Here is a 16,160-nt window from a genome sequence, read left to right on the forward strand (position 1 = left end):
TTCACGAGGATGGGTAGTCCGATCCTACCGAGGCCCGCCACTTGAGCCACTCCTGCCCTAAGTTTTTCCTATTCGCCAGTTGAGCTCCTTGAGCGTGCACCCGGTCGTAGTGATGAAGTGGAAGCCTAGGCCTGTGAGCCTTCAGTTGAATCCCATGACGGCCCGCACCAGCGAATACGCCGCCGTGACGAACCTGCGTGAGCGAGAGCGCGCGAGGCGTGCGAGCAGATCCGACTCGACAGCTGCGCCAGCCGCGGGGTCAGTGGCCTCGAGTTCGTTCCACATCTGATCTTTCATCTCCAGATGCTCAGGGGTGCCCGAGAGTTGAGCCATCACGGTCGTGACGACGCAGTTGATGCGCAGATAGTGAACCATGTAGCGGTAGAGATTCGCAGGCACCTCCTCGGGCTTGGGCATCGCGGCAACCATTTCGCGGTTCACACGCAAGAGCTGATCTAGGCGAGAGATCATGACCTTCTCGTTCACGGATTGGTCATCGCGTCCAATGAAGTACCGGTACAGGTCGACATCGAGGTAACGGATCGTGCGCACCAGAGGCAGCGGAGTATGCGAGTAGAGGTAGTCGACGTAGAAAGTGTGCTCGGGCAAGGTGAGACCGGATCGGCGCAGGATCTCGGTACGCATGGTGAGCGAGTGCATCATCATGTACTGGTCGTAGCGGCAGGGCTTGACCTCCTCCCAGGTGATCGTCTTTCCCTGGGGGAGGACATTACGGTAGCGGACCACCGTCTTATGCGCCTTGCCCTGCTTCTCGTAGACGTAGTTCGTGACGATAAGGTCGAGGTCACGGCCCGCGGCGCGCTCTTCGCGCAGGAGATCGAGCAGGCGGTTCATCGCCGGGCGATCCACCCAGTCATCGGAGTCGCACACGCGCACATGGGTACCATTCGCCGCCCTGATACCCGTATTCACCGCGCCGCCGTGCCCCTTGTTCTCCTGGTGGATGGCTCTAACTATTCCCGGGTAGCGCAGAGCCCACTCATCGGCCATTCTCGCGGTGTCATCCTTCGACCCGTCATTAACGATGAGGACTTCAACCTCGTCGTTGTAATCGACGAGCGTCGCGAGCGCCCGATCAAGATAGTCCTGGGAGTTGTACGCGGGGACAACGACTGAGAGCAGCGGGGCGGTGGCGGACATTGACTCTTCTTTCAGCTTCACGTTCACTCTCGAGAATCCAAGGGATTTTGAATCCCGACAAGGATACGGGGCAGAACGGGGAAAACCGAGTCACCCCTACTTGTTTTCCACGAGGGGGGCAGTAGCGTAGGCACGGCCGAGCGCTTCATTTTGAGCACATGCATGCCTCGGGATGCCTGAGTCTCAGATTCCTGCGCAGACGAAAGGAGCCGCCATCGCGAGGATGGCGGCTCCTTTCTGCGGTTGATCAGATCAGGCGAGAGGCTGACCGTTGGCGTCGGTCGCGTAACGGCCCTTCTTGATGAGCACCTGAATGAAGGTGACAAGCGCCCAGACGCCGACGACCATAAGGAGGAGCGAGCCAAGGATCATCATGAATCCGGGGCCGGCCGAAAGGTCCCCAGCCATGAGGGACTGCACGTAAGAGGCGTAGCCCGGCATGTACAGAATCATGCCGACGGCCCAGACGACGAGCTTGATGATGCCGACCTTCTTGTAGCCGAGGTAGAAGTCCGGCGCACCGAAGCCGCCGAGGAAGAAAGCGAGAAGAGCCGCGACGGTCTTGGACTTCGCGGGCGTCGAAGGAACAGAGGGGTAACTCATGAGAGTGCCTTTCACAGTTGAATGAGACAGCCCCCATACTGACACAAGGCGCAGGAAAATTGAAATCATTTGGCCCGCTCGATTCATTACCAACCCTATTGGAGTGAGCTTTGCCACACAGTCTGGCATCCATCTTTCCGCCCTCAGCGCATAGTCGCTTTCCAACAATTCTTGCGACGTTTCTGCCTATCTCGAGCCGTGATTCTTCCGGGCGCCCCTCCCCATTGCGATCTCTTCTCCGTTCTCGGCATTTAGGCCTTCATGAGGTGCATCCCAGAGGAGACTCGTGGGAATATGGAGCAGGAATCACATCGCTTCGCCCCTTCCACACACCCGCGAGGGCGAGCAGCGCCGGAACGAGTGAATCGGGGGATTGTCGCGATGCCTGAGTCGAAACTCGTCTTCATTGACCTCGATGGGACACTGATCGCCCCGGACCAAAAGGTTCCTTCTTCAGCGGTCGAGGCCATGAGGGCAGCGAAGACGAGGGGGCACATTCTGATCATGTGCACCGGCCGCTCAATGCCGGAGATCTATTCTTTTCTCTGGGACTACGGTTTCTCGGGCGCTGTGACGGGCGCAGGCAGTTACGTCACCCTCGATCAAGAGGTCCTCATTGACCGTCGCCTCGGAGCACAAACGATCCACGAAGTCAGCGAAGTCTGGCAATCCCTGAACGGCCTATGGGTCTGGCAGAGCCCCGAAGAGATCGCGCCTTCTCCTGGTTTCATGGACTTTTTCGTTGAGAAGGCCGGCTTGGCACCAAACGACTGGGCCGTGTACGCCGAAACGATCAGCCCCTACCTGAAGGAGGGAGTGCCTTCTTCTTCCGCCAAGTGCACGGCCTACATCTCAAAAGGGATCACAACTCCCGAGCGCCTTCGGGAATTGATTCCCGAAGAGTTGTCAATCACTGAGGGCTCTGTTGGTGCCGGTGACACTCTCGTCTACGAGGTCGCTCCACGTGACATCTCCAAGGGAACAGGTGTAAAACTCGTCGCCGACAGGCTCGGCTACGACATTGAGGACACGATCGCCATTGGCGATTCCATGAACGATGTGGAAGCCCTCCTCGCCGCAGGAAGGGGTATTGCAATGGGCGGCTCCCCTGCGCCGGTGGTGCAAGTCGCGGATCATGTGACAGATTGTCTTGAAGATGATGGTCTTGCGAAGGCTTTTGCTTTCCTCGGGCTCATCGACTGATCCTCCCCTGCCTCAAGCGACATGCACCCTTTGTCCTTCGCTTCTTCTTTTGCGCGTTGAGCACCTCAAACGCGGACCAAGCAGAGTATCCTTGATGTGACGCACGCCCCATTTTTCTTTTTGAGGAGGACGCGATGAACCAGGCGGAAACCATCCTGAAAGCCCTTGGAGGCTGGGACAACATCACAGCGCTGGAAGCATGTATCACCCGCATCCGCGTTGAAGTGAAAGACGATGAGGCCGTCGACGAAAAGTCCCTCCACGATGCAGGGGCTTTCGGAGTCGTCGCCGTCGACAAGTCCATCCAGGTTGTGATGGGACCAGAAACCGAAGCAATCGTCGACGCCATTGAGGCCCTTCGGTGAGTTTCACCATTCAGGCGCCCCTAGACGGTAGCCTGATCGGTCTGCGTTCCGTTCCCGACCCCGTCTTCGCAGATCAACTGGTCGGCCCCGGCATTGCCATTGTCCCCGCACATGCCGACGGCCCCAGCGATGTCTGCGCGCCAGTCTCCGGCACGGTGAAGACACTGCATCCGCATGCCTTCATCATCGAACTCGAGGCAGGCCCCCTCGTCCTCGTCCATATCGGAATCGACACAGTGTCCTTACAAGGACGAGGCTTCGAGGCTCTCAGCAAGGTCGGCGCCCAGGTTGAAGCCGGAGCGCCACTCATCCGATGGGACCCCCGAGTCGCGAAGGATGCGGGCCGTGCTCTCGTGGTCCCGATCGTTGTTCTCTCCTCTCGAGCACAGTGCCGCTTTGTGAAAGGAGTGGGCGCCGAAACCCGACAAGGAGAAGCGATCCTCACAGTGAAGCCTTGATCCGCCCTCGAAAGAGACTCCGGTGGTGCGATGTGGCATCTCCTAGGCAATCGCACTCCCGGATGCGCGCTCCCAGATGATCTTCAGCGTCAACATGGAGGGGCCCGGATGCTTCCCCCGCATCCGGGCCCCTCCGTGTCCTCAATGCTTCTTCAGTTCTTCATCTCGGCATTCATCACGGAGAAGAGCGAATTCAAACGCGGATTAGTGGGCAGCGCGTCGATCAGGACCTCAATCCCGTCATCGTCGCACAGCGGCACGCACCAATTTGGATACTCACGGTTCGTTCCCGGAAGGTTTTGCGGGTGGCGGTCTCCGACCGCGTCGACGAGGGCTGCGACCACGAGCAGAGACGGCGTCCGCGAAACATAAGCGTGAAGTGCCTCCACGAACTCGCGTTCGCTCGGATCGACCGACTCCAGCAGAGAATACTCACGCAGACGAGCACTCACCTGTTCGAGTTCCAAACGATCCTGTGCCCGAACCGACTCGACATCATCCACAAGCAGACCCAGCTCATGGCGCAAGGTTGTCTGGACACCCGCCATATATCCGGCGGTCGGCGGAAGATCATGCGTATTCACCGCAGCGAGGCACTCTCTCCTGTACGCCTCCGGGTGCAGGGGCCAGCCGCCCTCGTCCTTCTCGAACCAGAGGATCGACGTACCCAGAACGCCGCGTTCACGCAGATAATCACGAACCCAGGGCTCAACCGTGCCAAGGTCTTCTCCAATGACAACCGCCCCGGCCCTCTCAGCCTCAATGAGGACAGCTCCGAGCATCGCCTCATGGTCGTAGTAGACGTAGGTCCCCTGATCAGCGGTCTTCCCCGCAGGGATCCACCACAGTCTGAAAAGGCCGAGAATGTGGTCGATTCGGATGGCTCCTGCGTTCTTCAAAGAGGCGCGCAGCATGTCACGAAGAGGCTGATAGCCCGCTTCGGCGAGGGCGCGAGGAGACCACGGTGGCTCCGACCAGTCCTGTCCCTGCTGGGAATACATATCCGGCGGAGCTCCCACCGACATCCCGGGCGCGAAGACCTCCTTTCGCGACCACACTTCTGAACCCTGAGGGTGAACGCCGACGGCAAGATCCGCCATCATTCCGATGTCCATGCCAACAGACTTCGCGACGCGTTGCGCATCCTCCATCTGTTCGGCGATAATCCACTGGCACCACTGCCAGAACTCCACGCGATCCGCGAGCTCAAGGCGAGCGCGATCCGATTGCGGCATCGAGGAAGACGCGACCTCTTCTGGCAGGATCATCGACTCATTCGCTTCCACCAGGGCGCACCAGGTGGCGAAGTGGCGAAGGTCCTCTCCCCCTTCGGTGATGAAGTGCTGGAACTGGGCCTCACGGTGATAGGAACGAGGCAGGGGGAAGATCATCTCAAGGGCCCGGCGCTTTGCCTCCCAGGAGCGATCCCGATCCACAAGGGCATCGGTCGTATCCGATGAGTTCGCCAGGACGCGCAGCTCTTCAATTGCCTTGACCACGGCGAGGGAGGCGTGGGAGTATTCGTCGATCATCTCCGGGCGGATGTAGATCGGATTGAGCCACCGGCGCGACACCGGCAGATACGGAGAGTTCTCGAGTGGCGCGATCGGCGCCGAAGCGTGAATAGGGTTGATGAGCAGGAAGTCCGCTCCCCGATCGGCTGCAAGGGCCGCCAAGTCCGCGAGATCTTCCGCATCGCCAAGGCCCCATGAGCGCGTCGAGCGGGTCGAGTACAGTTGCGCGGCAACACCCCAACGACGTTTGCCGTCGGCGGTGGCGCCGCCGTGACACCGATTGGGGGCGATGAGGAGGGTTGTCGAGTGGACCTGGCCCCCCTCAAGAGTCGCAATGACACGATGCCAGCCTGAAGGAAGATGATCGGGAACCTCGAAGGTCGCTCGGCCAACCAGAGCCCCGTCGATTGAACGAGGGGGCACCCAGCGGTCAAGCTGCACGCACTCGCCGCTGCGCCCGTCCTCTGCAATCCACGACACCCGCACCCAGGTGCCATCGGGCACGTGAACGGGAAAATCGCGACGCTGTCCCTGTCGAGCGACAATGGTCGCTGGAAGGACTCGTCGCCATTCTCGATTCTCAACTTCTGCCAGCGCATCGTGCAGGTCGTGCACACTCGATTCCGGCCCGACCCCAACTCCCAGTGATTTGAGCACCTCGAGCAGGGTGTGCGCGCTGACATCGCGACGTTGCCCATACCAATCCCAGAAGAAGGTGGAAACGCCGTTTTTGTCTGCGAGTGTCCTCAACCCATCGATATCTTCAGCTGCGGGGGTGACGTAATCCACGAATCAACTCCTTCGGTGTGGGCTGTGTTCCACAATCCTATTACGTAAACCTCAATGGGACACAGATCTGTCGATATCGAGACGAAAAGACACTACTCCTCAAAATTCCTCGGAGTTGAAGACCCCCGCCCCTCATAGGCTCAGGCTTGGCGCGATCGCGAGGCGCGGCGCCCCATAGCATTCTCCGTGCCCCTCGCAGGCTCAAGCTCGACGATTGGCGAGCCCGAAAGCGAAAGCGGGCGACGAGCGCAGAGGGTGGAGCCCGGAAAGGGTGAAGACTAAGCGACTCTTCACTCTTTTGAGTGAGTCCTCAGGGAGAAGAGATCTGTTCCCTCATCTTGTGGGCGATGACTTCAGACTCAGGTCCAGCAATAACCTGAACGAAGGAGCCCGAACGGACGATCGCGAGAACTGGGGGAATGCGAAGCGCCGCCTCATCGACCTCGCGCTGACTCTTCACCTCGACGCGGATACGCAAAGAACAGGGCTCGACGTCCACAATGTTCGAGATGCCGCCGAGTGCATCGATCAGTGCGAGAGCCTCTTCCATGACCCTTTCTTCTTCCCTCAGTGTTCGCCGCGTTGAACGCGCTCCCTTTCGCACACTAGTGAAGGAGCAGACCTCGGGCAAGGCGCACACGTGATCTTCTTCATTTCCTGAACGAATTGCGCCAAGGGTGAAGAATAGGGGCATGACTCGTCCAGTCGACATCCCCATCATCTCGAAGGAGCCCGTTGCCTCCGTTTTGAGGATCCTCGCGCTTGAAGAAATCGGTGAGGACCTGTTCCGCGCCCATTCACTGCCCCAAGTGCGCCGCGTCTACGGCGGACAGGTGATCGCTCAAGCCCTCATCGCCGCCGCCGCGACAATGGACAAGCCGCGACTTCCCCATTCCTTTCACACCTACTTCGCTCGCGGAGGCACCCCTTCTCTCCCCTTCGAACTGCGAGTCGAACGCCTACGAGATGGACGCTCCTTCTCTTTGCGTCGCATCGTGTGCCTTCAGGAGGGCAAAGAGATTCTCGCACTTCAGGCCTCCTACCAGGGGCCCGAGGACGGCCTCGTCTTCACCAGCGAAGCCCCCGAGGCCACCCCACCGGAAGAGTTGCCGAGCGCATTTGAGATTTTCCGGGCGATCGACCACCCCGTCGGCAGATTCCTCGGTAAAACCACAGCCTTCGATGTGCGCCACGTCCAACAATCCCTCTACACGAAAGCCGACGAGAATCCTTCGAATCGCCAACAGCTGTGGATGCGCCCGCGTGCGGCCATTCCTCAAGGGGCGGATCAGCACGTCCACCGCGCTCTGCTCGCCTATGTCATTGACCAGGTCATGCTTGAACCTGCAATGCGCGTCCTCGGGCTTTCCTGGATGACACCGGGCATGTCCGCAGCTTCTCTCGACCATGCAATGTGGTTCCATCGCGATGTCGATATCAATGAGTGGCTCCTCTTCGACGGCGAATGCACGAATGTCAACAATGGTCGGACTCTGGTCACGACCCGCGTGTTCACTCGCAATGGCGTCCTCCTCGCTGAGGCCACCCAGCAGGGAATGCTGCGAATCCCGGGTCACGGACGAAAGGGGTCTGGCCGTTGGGGTTTTGGGATCGATCCGAAGACGGGCGCCTCACAGCTGAGCTTCGCTTAAAACGCCAGCCTCCCACCTCGACCCGTGCCTCGCGCGCCCCTGCGTCTGTGTCTTCACGAGTAGCGTCCCGCTGAGATTGTGTTGACCTGGGAAAGCCCGCACTGCCCGGCTTTGACCCAGCTGATCTGAAAAGCACGTGGAGCCGAGGCATGAGCCTCGACCCCACGATTGCGTACTTCTGGGACGAAGATCAGTCTCGCGTGAGCTTGCGGTGCGTCACACGATGCGGAGCGGCGGCCTCCTGGCCGAGGCGTTCAATCTTGTTCTTCTCATAGGACTCGAAGTTGCCCTCGTACCAGTACCACTGGGCCGGGTTATCCTCAGTGCCCTCCCAAGCGAGGATGTGCGTCGCAACGCGGTCAAGGAACCAACGATCGTGGGTGACGACGACCGCACACCCGGGGAACTGGAGGAGAGCATTCTCCAGGGAACCGAGGGTCTCGACATCAAGGTCGTTCGTGGGTTCGTCGAGGAGCAGAAGATTACCGCCCTGTTTGAGGGTGAGCGCAAGATTGAGACGGTTGCGCTCACCACCGGAAAGGACCCCCGCGGGCTTTTGCTGGTCAGGCCCCTTGAAACCGAATGCGGAAACGTAGGCGCGCGAGGGCATTTCCACATTCCCGACCTGGATGAAGTCGAGACCATCGGAGACGACCTCCCACAGGCTCTTATCCGGGTCGATACCAGCCCGGTTCTGATCCACGTAGGAGATCTTCACCGTCTCGCCGATCGTGAGCTCTCCCCCATCAAGGGGTTCGAGGCCGACGATCGTCTTGAAGAGGGTCGTTTTGCCCACGCCGTTCGGGCCGATGACACCAACGATGCCATTGCGCGGGAGGGAGAAAGAAAGGCCCTCAATGAGAGTGCGCTCTCCAAAACCCTTCTTCAGATCCTTCGCTTCGATGACGACAGAACCCAAACGCGGGCCCGGCGGGATCTGAATCTCCTCGAAGTCGAGCTTACGAGTGCGCTCGGCCTCGGCAGCCATCTCCTCGTAGCGTTCAAGACGAGCCTTCGACTTCGCTTGGCGGCCCTTCGGATTCGAACGAACCCACTCGAGTTCTTCCTTGAGGCGCTTCGCGAGCTTCGCGTCCTTTTGCCCCTGAACCTGCAGACGCTTTTCCTTCGTTTCAAGGTAGGTCGAGTAGTTGCCCTCATAGGGGTAGAGGTGGCCGCGGTCGACCTCGGCGATCCAACCGGCGACGTGATCGAGGAAGTAACGGTCGTGGGTGACGGCAATGACGGCGCCCGCGTAGGTCGACAGGTGCTTTTCGATCCACAGCACGGACTCGGCATCCAGGTGGTTCGTCGGCTCGTCGAGGAGGAGCAGGTCCGGAGCCTCAATGAGGAGCTTACACAGTGCAACACGACGGCGCTCACCGCCGGAGAGCACATTGACGGGCTGGTCCGCAGGCGGGCAGCGCAGAGCATCCATCGCCTGCTCAAGCTGGGAGTCGATGTCCCAGGCGTTAGCGGCGTCGAGGGCGTCTTGGAGTGTGCCCATCTCCTCCATAAGGGAGTCGAAATCCGCGTCCGGGTTCGCCATCTCCTCAGAGATCTCGTTGAAGCGCTGAAGCTTCGAGTAGATCTCACCGGCGCCCATGCGCACGTTCTCGATCACGGTCTTCGACTCGTCAAGTTTCGGCTCCTGCTCGAGGATGCCGACTGTGTATCCGGCAGTGAGGCGAGCCTCGCCATTGCTCGGTTCGTCGAGCCCGGCCATGATCTTGAGGATCGAGGACTTGCCCGCACCGTTCGGACCGACCATGCCGATCTTCGCGCCTGGGAAGAAGGACATGCTAACGTCGTCGAGGATCACTTTGTCCCCGTGCGCCTTACGAGCCTTAATCATCTGGTAGATGTACTCAGCCACTGGTCTCCGTCCAAGGTGATGGGTGTGCGACGCCAGCGCCGCCTTATCCCCTCCATGCTAGGACACGCCCCGGCTTTTGAGCCCCTCCCACTGCCCTCCGGGAGCGTGGCCATGACCACGAAGCCACTGCACTACTCGTGCTGCGCACTCCTCAAACACCTTGGTCCTTCACTCGTAGCGCATCCCCACGACATTGAGATCCGCAGGGGACTCCTGTGTTTCCTCTTCCACGGCCTTTCCTGAAGTCGATGCTTGACCTGCAAAGGCGCTTCGCTCCGCGTCCCCGACGTCCTCGTTCGGGCTGATCGGGGCAAGCAGCGGGGAGGATTCCTCTTGAGCCGTACCGCACAGCACCTCATCTTCTCCGGGCAGTGCGGGGCGCATGAACTTAGCGTCCTGGACCGGCGAAGAACTCAAGGATGGAGAGACCTCTTCAAGAGGCGAGGGAGGCGCGTTCAACTCTCCTGCCTCAACTTCACCCGAGCTGGGGTCGCCATTGTCCCGCTCGAGCCAATGCCTTTCCCTTTTTTCATAGCGCGCCCGACCATTGGCAAGATCGTGGCCGATCGACTGGGCGGTAATAACGAGTTCCGATCGGGCGAGACCATCATCTTTAGCGATCCACGCGTTCGCCGTGGGCCGCCCTACGACGATGACGGGTTCGCCCTTCCTCAAGGATTGGAAGACGTTCTCGGCGAGACGCTCCCAGGCTCGGACCGTGTACCGATGAGTGCGTCCTTGAGTGAGGACTCCGTCCGCCGAAGCGAACCAGTTGGTGACTGCCAGACGAAAACGAACGGTCATCTGTCCGTTCTTCGTTCGGGTCGCCGCCAGGTCTGTTCCGACGCGCCCGCGCAGTGTGATGGTGGTGTCGCTCATGATTCCTCCTTGTCGCCCCACGCCGATTCCTTGTCGGCGAGCTTGAGTGAACTCAGAATCCACCAGGCAAGAAACGCAGGCGACTGTCCGTGCCTCCCCTTGTGAATCCAGAACAAGGGGGGCCCAGACTGTGGACGAAAACAGAGAGACAAGATGAGGCCGGGACGGGGAAGAGGATGCCGAGACGGCGAATGCGGGAGCGCACGAAGACGAGGGGCAACACAATCGCAGCCCCTCGTCCTAATCAGCGCAGGACTACTCGTCCTCGCCGATCGCGGGGATCTTCAAGGCGAGAGCATCCTTGAGCGCAGCCTTCGCCTGAGCGCGAGTCACAGGTTCAGCGGGGAAAAGGACACGACGGTAGTACTCGAGTTCCTGAATGGATTCAAGAATGTCCGCGAGCGCCCGGTGGCCCCCGTGCTTCACGGGCGCGTTCTCGAAGGCCCGCCGGTGCCAGCGCTTGGCGAGTTCCTTGACCGAGGAAACGTCAACGATGCGGTAGTGGAGGTGGTCGATGACGCTGGGCATGTAGGCCTCGAGGAACATCTTGTCCGTTCCGACGGAATTGCCCGCCAAGAGGGCCTTGCCCTGCTCGGGGACGAAGCGGCGAATGTAGTCGAGGACTTGCCCAGTGGCTTCTTCGAGGCTCAGGCCACCTTCGAGTTCGTCAAGGAGGCCCGAAGTAGTGTGCATGTTTCTCACGAAATCGTTCATGTTCTCCAGCGCTGCGGCTGGCGGTTTGATGAGGACATCGATTCCCTTATCGACGATCTTGAGATCTGCGTCGGTGATGACGACTCCGACCTCGACCAGTGCATCCTTGTGCACATCGAGGCCGGTCATTTCGCAGTCGATCCAGACGAGAGGATCCTTAAGCTGTGCAGTCATGCCCACTAGTTTAAGTCGCGCATGCTCACGGGCTGAGCGCGCCACCTGGTTCGGCGAAGAGGCCACTAGACTCCTGAAGAGTTTGCGGGCGTTTACTTCGTTGAAGGAGGAGAAGATGAGTGATACGGCCACACCCTGGTCCACACCGGGAGCGACTCCCCAGGATATTGAGGACGCCGCTGCCATCCTTCGCGGGGTCGTGCATGAGACCGAGCTCTCCTCTTCCGCGCGACTTTGTGAGCACACCGGGGTTGACGTTCTTCTCAAGCGTGAAGACCAGCAACGGTGCCGCTCTTTCAAGGTTCGTGGTGCTTTCGCCCGTATGAGCGCCTTGTCCCCCGTTGAGCGCGAACGCGGCGTCGTGTGCGCCTCGGCGGGCAATCACGCCCAGGGCGTTGCCTATGCCTGTCAGACTCTGGGGGTTCATGGGACGATCTACCTGCCGTCGAACACTCCCCGGCAAAAGCGCAACCGCATTGCAGTGATCGGCGGGGACTGGGTTGAGCAGGTGATCGTGGATGGCACTTTCGACAAGGCGAATGCCCTCGCTCAAGAAGCTGCTCGTTCAACCGGCCGGATCTACGTCCACCCCTATGATGATCCGCTGACGATCGCCGGTCAGGGCACGATCGCCGTGGAGTTGTGCGATCAGCTTCCCGCCGACACGGCCGCAGTCCTCGTCCCCGTTGGCGGTGGGGGTCTTCTCGCGGGTATCGCGACCTGGCTCAAGCACGCGCGCCCCGAGATTCGCGTCATCGGCGTCGAGCCCGAGGGGGCGGCCTCAATGCGCGCCGCACTGGACGAGGGCGAGCCCGTGAAGCTGGAGAGAGTGGATCCTTTCGTGGACGGCACCGCCGTTGGCCGCGCCGGTTCCCTTGCTTTCGACACGGTCCGCCGTCTCGTCGACGATGTGCTCCTCGTCCCCGAGGGGGCTGTGTGCACGGAGATGCTCAGCCTTTACCAATCCGAGGGGATCATCGCAGAGCCTGCGGGCGCTTTGGCTTCGTGTGCGATTCACGAGCATTTGGCAAGCCCCGAGCAGCGTCTGAAGATTCTTGGCCGATCCGATGGGGCGCTCCTTGCGATCGTGTCGGGAGGCAACAACGATCTCACCCGCTACGCGGAGGTCATGGAGCGTTCGCTTCGCCACGAGGGCTTGCGCCACTACTTCCTCGTCACCTTCCCCCAGCAGCCGGGAGCCTTGCGCATGTTCCTCGAAGATGTTCTGGGCCCGAGCGACGACATCGTTCACTTCGAATACACGAAGAAGAACAACCGGGAGTCGGGGCCGGCACTCGTCGGCATTGACATCGCGTTCAAGAGTGACATTGATGGGCTGCGCCGACGCATGGAGGACTCCCCTCTTCACGTCGAAGAAGTGCCTGCTGATTCGGAGATCTTCCGCCTGCTGGTCTAAGCCTTCGTCTCGACTTCGGCCCCTCACCCTATCGCCGTTCCTCCTGCCTGTGTGCGGATCTTCCCAGGTGGAGGAGGGGCCACTTCAGCTTGTGCTCTTCCCCTGCTTTTCCATGCTTGCGGCTCTTCGTGTGCGGGCTCCTTCCTCGCATCCCCTTGTGCACCTCATTCGCCGCATGATGATGCTCTTCGTGTGCGGGCTCCTCAGTGACCGCCTGCGCGGATCACGCGGCGAGGGTGTGAACCCTGAAGGACTTGACTCGGACCCCGGGAGCGGAGTTGAAGCGGTATCCCTGGCCACGCAGGGTAGTGATGAGTTCGGGGGCGCCCTCGATCTTCTTGCGCAGACGCCGAATATGCGCGTCAATGGTGCGCGAGGAGGAGTCCAGGCCTGAGCCGTGCCAGACGGTGTCGTGAAGCTCTTCGCGACTCACGGTGCGGTCGGCGTTCTTCGCCAAATAGCCGAGCAGTTCAAGTTCTTTTGCGCATAGCTCGATGCGTCCGCCGTGGATATCCAAGGTTCCGCGGTCGATGTCAAACTCGACATGGGCGGGCGTGAGGCGCAGGCCGGCGAGAATGTCGACAAACTCTTCGAAACTTGTCTGCGGGGCAGCGTCGAGATCAATGCTGGACGTGGAGGGGGTGTTGACGAGGGTCATGTCGTGTATCCGATTCTTCGGTGCCGCAGGGCCCGGCATATGGGGCCTTCTTCAGGGCGGCAGTGATCGACTGGGGATGGGAGGGTCGATCAGATACACATTCGCGCACGCATGGAACCGCACAGGCTGCGGGGCATAATGCGGGCGAAAGTCGTCATGGCCACGAGTATGCCCTGCGATGAACATCCACGCCAGCCGAGTACCGCATGTCGAGACTGTGGAACGCGACATGCGCGACACGCGGGAGGGGCCCGGCGCTGCCGAACCCCTCCCAGGTCAGAGCGCGCCATCATTGCGCGCAGGTCCCATGTTTCGAAGCTCCCCCGACTCAGAGGGCTTCGCGAGCCTCCTTCGTCGCCTCAACGAGATGCGAAAGGGAAGCTAGGGTCTCCTCGTAGCCGCGGGTCTTGAGGCCGCAGTCGGGGTTGATCCACAGGCGCTTCGCCGGGATTGCGCCGAGGGCCGCGTCGATGAGCGAGCGGATCTCCTCAACCGAGGGGATGCGCGGCGAGTGGATGTCCCACACGCCCGGACCGATGCCGTGGTCGAAACCGGCTTCGGCGAGTTCAGGAAGGACCTCCATGCGTGAGCGGGCCGCTTCTATCGAAGTGACATCAGCGTCGAGGGCGGCGATCGCGTCGATGATCTGCCCGAACTCCGAGTAGCACAGGTGGGTGTGGATCTGCGTATCGGGTCGAACGCCTGCGGTTGCGACCCTAAAGGAGTCGACCGACCAGCGCAGGTAGTCAGCGTGGTCCTCGGCATCGAGTGGGAGGAGTTCACGCAGGGCGGGCTCGTCGACCTGGATGATCGCGATTCCAGCGGCCTCGAGGTCCTCGACCTCGTCACGCAGTGCGAGGCCGATCTGGTCGGCAACTTCGGCGAGCCCCAGGTCATTGCGCGGGAAGGACCAGGCAATGATCGTCACCGGGCCGGTGAGCATTCCCTTGACGGGCTTGTCGGTGAGCGACTGGGCGAAAGCGGCCCAGTCGACGGTCATCGCCTTCGGGCGGGCGACGTCGCCCCACAGGATCGAGGGGCGGGTGCAGCGCGAACCATAGGACTGGACCCAGCCGTTACGAGTGGCGGCGAATCCGTCGAGGAGCTCGGCGAAGTACTGGACCATGTCGTTGCGCTCGGCCTCGCCGTGGACGAGGACATCAAGCCCGAGCTTTTCTTGGAGGGCCACGACCTCGGCGATCTCCCGCTCAATGCGGGCGCGATAGTCGGCGTCGGAGAGAATACCCTTCGCGTGTGCTGCGCGCGCCTTGCGGATGTCGGTGGTCTGCGGGAAAGAGCCGATGGTCGTCGTCGGAAGGGCTGGCAGGGCGAGACGTGCATCTTGTGCCGCGGCCCGTTCACCATAGGGCGCCCGGGCGCGTTCGGATTCGCCGAGTGCGCCGACCCGTTCGCGGATCTCGGGGCGGACAACCCCAGGGGCTGTGGCCCGCTCGCGAAGAATACGGGTGGATTCCTCGATCTGGGGGGCGATCGCGTCGAATCCTTCGACGATTCCCTTCGCGAGGGTAACGACCTCGCCGACCTTCTGATCGGCGAAAGCGAGCCAAGCGTGGAGGTTCGCGTCAAGTTCGGGGTCGTCCCAGGTTTCGAGGGCGGTGTCGTGGGGCACGTGCTGGAGGGAGTTCGTCGTCGCGACGCACAGCGAGCGGGCCCCGAGGAGCTTCGCTTTTTCAAGGAGTGCTGCGGCCTGGGCAAGATCTGCGCGCCAGATTGAGCGGGCGTCGATCGCGCCCACAACAAGGTCGACGCCGCCAAGGTCGAGCGTTCCCGGCTCGGGCAGGGCGCCGCGTCCGAGGTCGAGGTGGATCGCTTCGACCCCGCAGCTCGCGAGCGCAGGCAGTGCGCTGAGCCCGTTGCCGTAGGGCGTGGTGACGAGGATTCTGGGGCGATTGGAAGTGCCTGCCAATTCCGTGTATGCCGATTTGGCGAGCTCGGCGAGCTCGAGCCTCGTGCGCGAAAGGTTGTCGGAGACGAGGGCGGGTTCGTCGAATTGAACCCATGTTGCTCCCGCTTCCTCGAGGCGTGAGAGGAGCGTGGCGTAGACGGCTTGGACTTCGGGGAGGCGCTCGAGCGGGTCGTAGCCTTCGGGCGCCTGCTCGTCCGCTTTTGCGAGGGCGAGGTAGGTGATGGGGCCGACGATGACGGGGCGGGTGAGATAGCCCCAGTTCTTCGCTTCGAGGAAGCGTTCGACGTAGCGGTCATCGGCGTAGGAGATCGGGGTATTGGGGCCGATCTCGGGGACGAGGTAGTGGTAGTTCGTGTCAAACCATTTCGTCATCTCCTCCGGCGCGCTCCCCTGGTCGCCGCGGGCGAGGGCGAAGTGGAGTTCGAGTCCGCGCCGACCCTCGAAGCGCGCGGGCACGGCTCCGAGCAGGCTTGTCACGTCGAGGACCTGGTCGTAGAGGGAGGAGTTCTCCGGAAGGGAGGCGTCCTGGGCGCGCAGGCCGAGTTCGACGAGGCGCGCGAGGTTTGCCTGTCGCAGCTCGGCTTCGGCTTTGAGGAGCTCTTCGGCGCTCGTCCGTCCGGCCCAATGGGCTTCGAGTGCTTTCTTCAGTTCTCGGTTCCTCCCAATGCGGGGGTAGCCGAGGATCGTTGCTGCGGGGAAGGTCGTCATGCTTGGCTCTCCTGTGGTGAGTGCGGGGGTTCGGGGGGGGCGACGCCGAGGCGCCGCTGTGTTCA

Annotated in this window: 14 protein-coding genes; 5 read left to right on the forward strand and 9 right to left on the reverse strand. The window is 61.3% G+C overall.

Annotated features, from left to right (window positions below):
* Nucleotides 1-141: 141 nt before the first annotated feature.
* Nucleotides 142-1,161, reverse strand: a complete 1,020-nt coding sequence (locus tag JFX23_RS00895; protein ID WP_040314150.1) for a glycosyltransferase family 2 protein — start codon at nucleotides 1,159-1,161, stop codon at nucleotides 142-144.
* Nucleotides 1,162-1,413: 252 nt separating this feature from the next.
* Entirely contained in the window at nucleotides 1,414-1,764 is a 351-nt protein-coding gene (locus tag JFX23_RS00900) for a TM2 domain-containing protein (protein WP_005964179.1), read from the reverse strand.
* A 381-nt stretch (nucleotides 1,765-2,145) separates the two neighbouring features.
* On the opposite strand from JFX23_RS00900, the gene JFX23_RS00905 reads away from it, so the two are divergent.
* The 3 genes from JFX23_RS00905 to JFX23_RS00915 all read left to right on the forward strand — a co-directional run bounded on the left by JFX23_RS00905 (nucleotide 2,146) and on the right by JFX23_RS00915 (nucleotide 3,790).
* Nucleotides 2,146-2,967 carry an HAD hydrolase family protein gene (locus tag JFX23_RS00905; protein ID WP_198775074.1) on the forward strand — a complete coding sequence of 274 codons (822 nt, stop codon included), beginning with the start codon at nucleotides 2,146-2,148 and terminating at the stop codon, nucleotides 2,965-2,967.
* Between the two features lie 134 nt (nucleotides 2,968-3,101).
* Nucleotides 3,102-3,332, forward strand: a complete 231-nt coding sequence (locus tag JFX23_RS00910; RefSeq protein WP_005964185.1) for a PTS transporter subunit EIIB — start codon at nucleotides 3,102-3,104, stop codon at nucleotides 3,330-3,332.
* The gene (locus JFX23_RS00915; RefSeq protein WP_198775077.1) at nucleotides 3,329-3,790 is read left to right on the forward strand and encodes a PTS sugar transporter subunit IIA; all 462 of its coding nucleotides are present in this window, start codon (nucleotides 3,329-3,331) and stop codon (nucleotides 3,788-3,790) included. The genes JFX23_RS00910 and JFX23_RS00915 overlap by 4 nt, the downstream gene beginning before the upstream one ends.
* Before the next feature lie 152 nt (nucleotides 3,791-3,942).
* Here JFX23_RS00915 and malQ read toward each other — a convergent pair whose 3' ends face one another.
* A complete protein-coding gene (malQ, locus tag JFX23_RS00920) occupies nucleotides 3,943-6,093 on the reverse strand; it encodes a 4-alpha-glucanotransferase (RefSeq protein WP_198775080.1) in 2,151 nt (716 codons plus the stop codon).
* A 310-nt stretch (nucleotides 6,094-6,403) separates the two neighbouring features.
* The gene (locus JFX23_RS00925) at nucleotides 6,404-6,643 is read right to left on the reverse strand and encodes a PTS transporter subunit EIIB (protein WP_040314332.1); all 240 of its coding nucleotides are present in this window, start codon (nucleotides 6,641-6,643) and stop codon (nucleotides 6,404-6,406) included.
* 142 nt (nucleotides 6,644-6,785) lie between these two features.
* On the opposite strand from JFX23_RS00925, the gene JFX23_RS00930 reads away from it, so the two are divergent.
* Nucleotides 6,786-7,745, forward strand: a complete 960-nt coding sequence (locus JFX23_RS00930; protein ID WP_198775082.1) for an acyl-CoA thioesterase — start codon at nucleotides 6,786-6,788, stop codon at nucleotides 7,743-7,745.
* 190 nt (nucleotides 7,746-7,935) lie between these two features.
* Here the strand turns inward: JFX23_RS00930 and ettA are convergent, their stop codons facing one another.
* From ettA to orn, 3 genes are all read right to left on the reverse strand, one after another.
* Entirely contained in the window at nucleotides 7,936-9,618 is a 1,683-nt protein-coding gene (gene ettA, locus JFX23_RS00935; protein WP_198775085.1) for an energy-dependent translational throttle protein EttA, read from the reverse strand.
* Between the two features lie 168 nt (nucleotides 9,619-9,786).
* Nucleotides 9,787-10,497, reverse strand: a complete 711-nt coding sequence (locus JFX23_RS00940) for a single-stranded DNA-binding protein (RefSeq protein ID WP_198775088.1) — start codon at nucleotides 10,495-10,497, stop codon at nucleotides 9,787-9,789.
* 255 nt (nucleotides 10,498-10,752) lie between these two features.
* A complete protein-coding gene (gene orn, locus JFX23_RS00945; protein ID WP_083879487.1) occupies nucleotides 10,753-11,385 on the reverse strand; it encodes an oligoribonuclease in 633 nt (210 codons plus the stop codon).
* 115 nt (nucleotides 11,386-11,500) lie between these two features.
* On the opposite strand from orn, the gene ilvA reads away from it, so the two are divergent.
* Entirely contained in the window at nucleotides 11,501-12,802 is a 1,302-nt protein-coding gene (gene ilvA / locus JFX23_RS00950) for a threonine ammonia-lyase IlvA (RefSeq protein ID WP_198775091.1), read from the forward strand.
* A 223-nt stretch (nucleotides 12,803-13,025) separates the two neighbouring features.
* Here the strand turns inward: ilvA and JFX23_RS00955 are convergent, their stop codons facing one another.
* On the reverse strand, nucleotides 13,026-13,460 hold the full coding sequence (locus tag JFX23_RS00955) for a winged helix-turn-helix domain-containing protein (RefSeq protein WP_005964202.1): 435 nt from the start codon (nucleotides 13,458-13,460) through the stop codon (nucleotides 13,026-13,028).
* Between the two features lie 328 nt (nucleotides 13,461-13,788).
* Nucleotides 13,789-16,095, reverse strand: a complete 2,307-nt coding sequence (gene metE, locus JFX23_RS00960; protein ID WP_198775094.1) for a 5-methyltetrahydropteroyltriglutamate--homocysteine S-methyltransferase — start codon at nucleotides 16,093-16,095, stop codon at nucleotides 13,789-13,791.
* Nucleotides 16,096-16,160: the final 65 nt, after the last annotated feature.

This window comes from Schaalia cardiffensis, assembly GCF_016405145.1.
GTDB classification, from domain to species: domain Bacteria; phylum Actinomycetota; class Actinomycetes; order Actinomycetales; family Actinomycetaceae; genus Pauljensenia; species Pauljensenia cardiffensis.

Excerpts from the sequence above, each read along its gene's own strand:
- JFX23_RS00895 (WP_040314150.1), bottom strand. The coding sequence starts at position 1,161 with ATGTCCGCCACCGCCCCGCTGCTCTCAGTCGTTGTCCCCGCGTACAAC.
- JFX23_RS00900 (WP_005964179.1), bottom strand. The coding sequence starts at position 1,764 with ATGAGTTACCCCTCTGTTCCTTCGACGCCCGCGAAGTCCAAGACCGTC.
- JFX23_RS00905 (WP_198775074.1), top strand. The coding sequence starts at position 2,146 with ATGCCTGAGTCGAAACTCGTCTTCATTGACCTCGATGGGACACTGATC.
- JFX23_RS00910 (WP_005964185.1), top strand. The coding sequence starts at position 3,102 with ATGAACCAGGCGGAAACCATCCTGAAAGCCCTTGGAGGCTGGGACAAC.
- JFX23_RS00925 (WP_040314332.1), bottom strand. The coding sequence starts at position 6,643 with ATGGAAGAGGCTCTCGCACTGATCGATGCACTCGGCGGCATCTCGAAC.
- JFX23_RS00930 (WP_198775082.1), top strand. The coding sequence starts at position 6,786 with ATGACTCGTCCAGTCGACATCCCCATCATCTCGAAGGAGCCCGTTGCC.
- JFX23_RS00940 (WP_198775088.1), bottom strand. The coding sequence starts at position 10,497 with ATGAGCGACACCACCATCACACTGCGCGGGCGCGTCGGAACAGACCTG.
- orn (WP_083879487.1), bottom strand. The coding sequence starts at position 11,385 with ATGACTGCACAGCTTAAGGATCCTCTCGTCTGGATCGACTGCGAAATG.
- ilvA (WP_198775091.1), top strand. The coding sequence starts at position 11,501 with ATGAGTGATACGGCCACACCCTGGTCCACACCGGGAGCGACTCCCCAG.
- JFX23_RS00955 (WP_005964202.1), bottom strand. The coding sequence starts at position 13,460 with ATGACCCTCGTCAACACCCCCTCCACGTCCAGCATTGATCTCGACGCT.
- metE (WP_198775094.1), bottom strand. The coding sequence starts at position 16,095 with ATGACGACCTTCCCCGCAGCAACGATCCTCGGCTACCCCCGCATTGGG.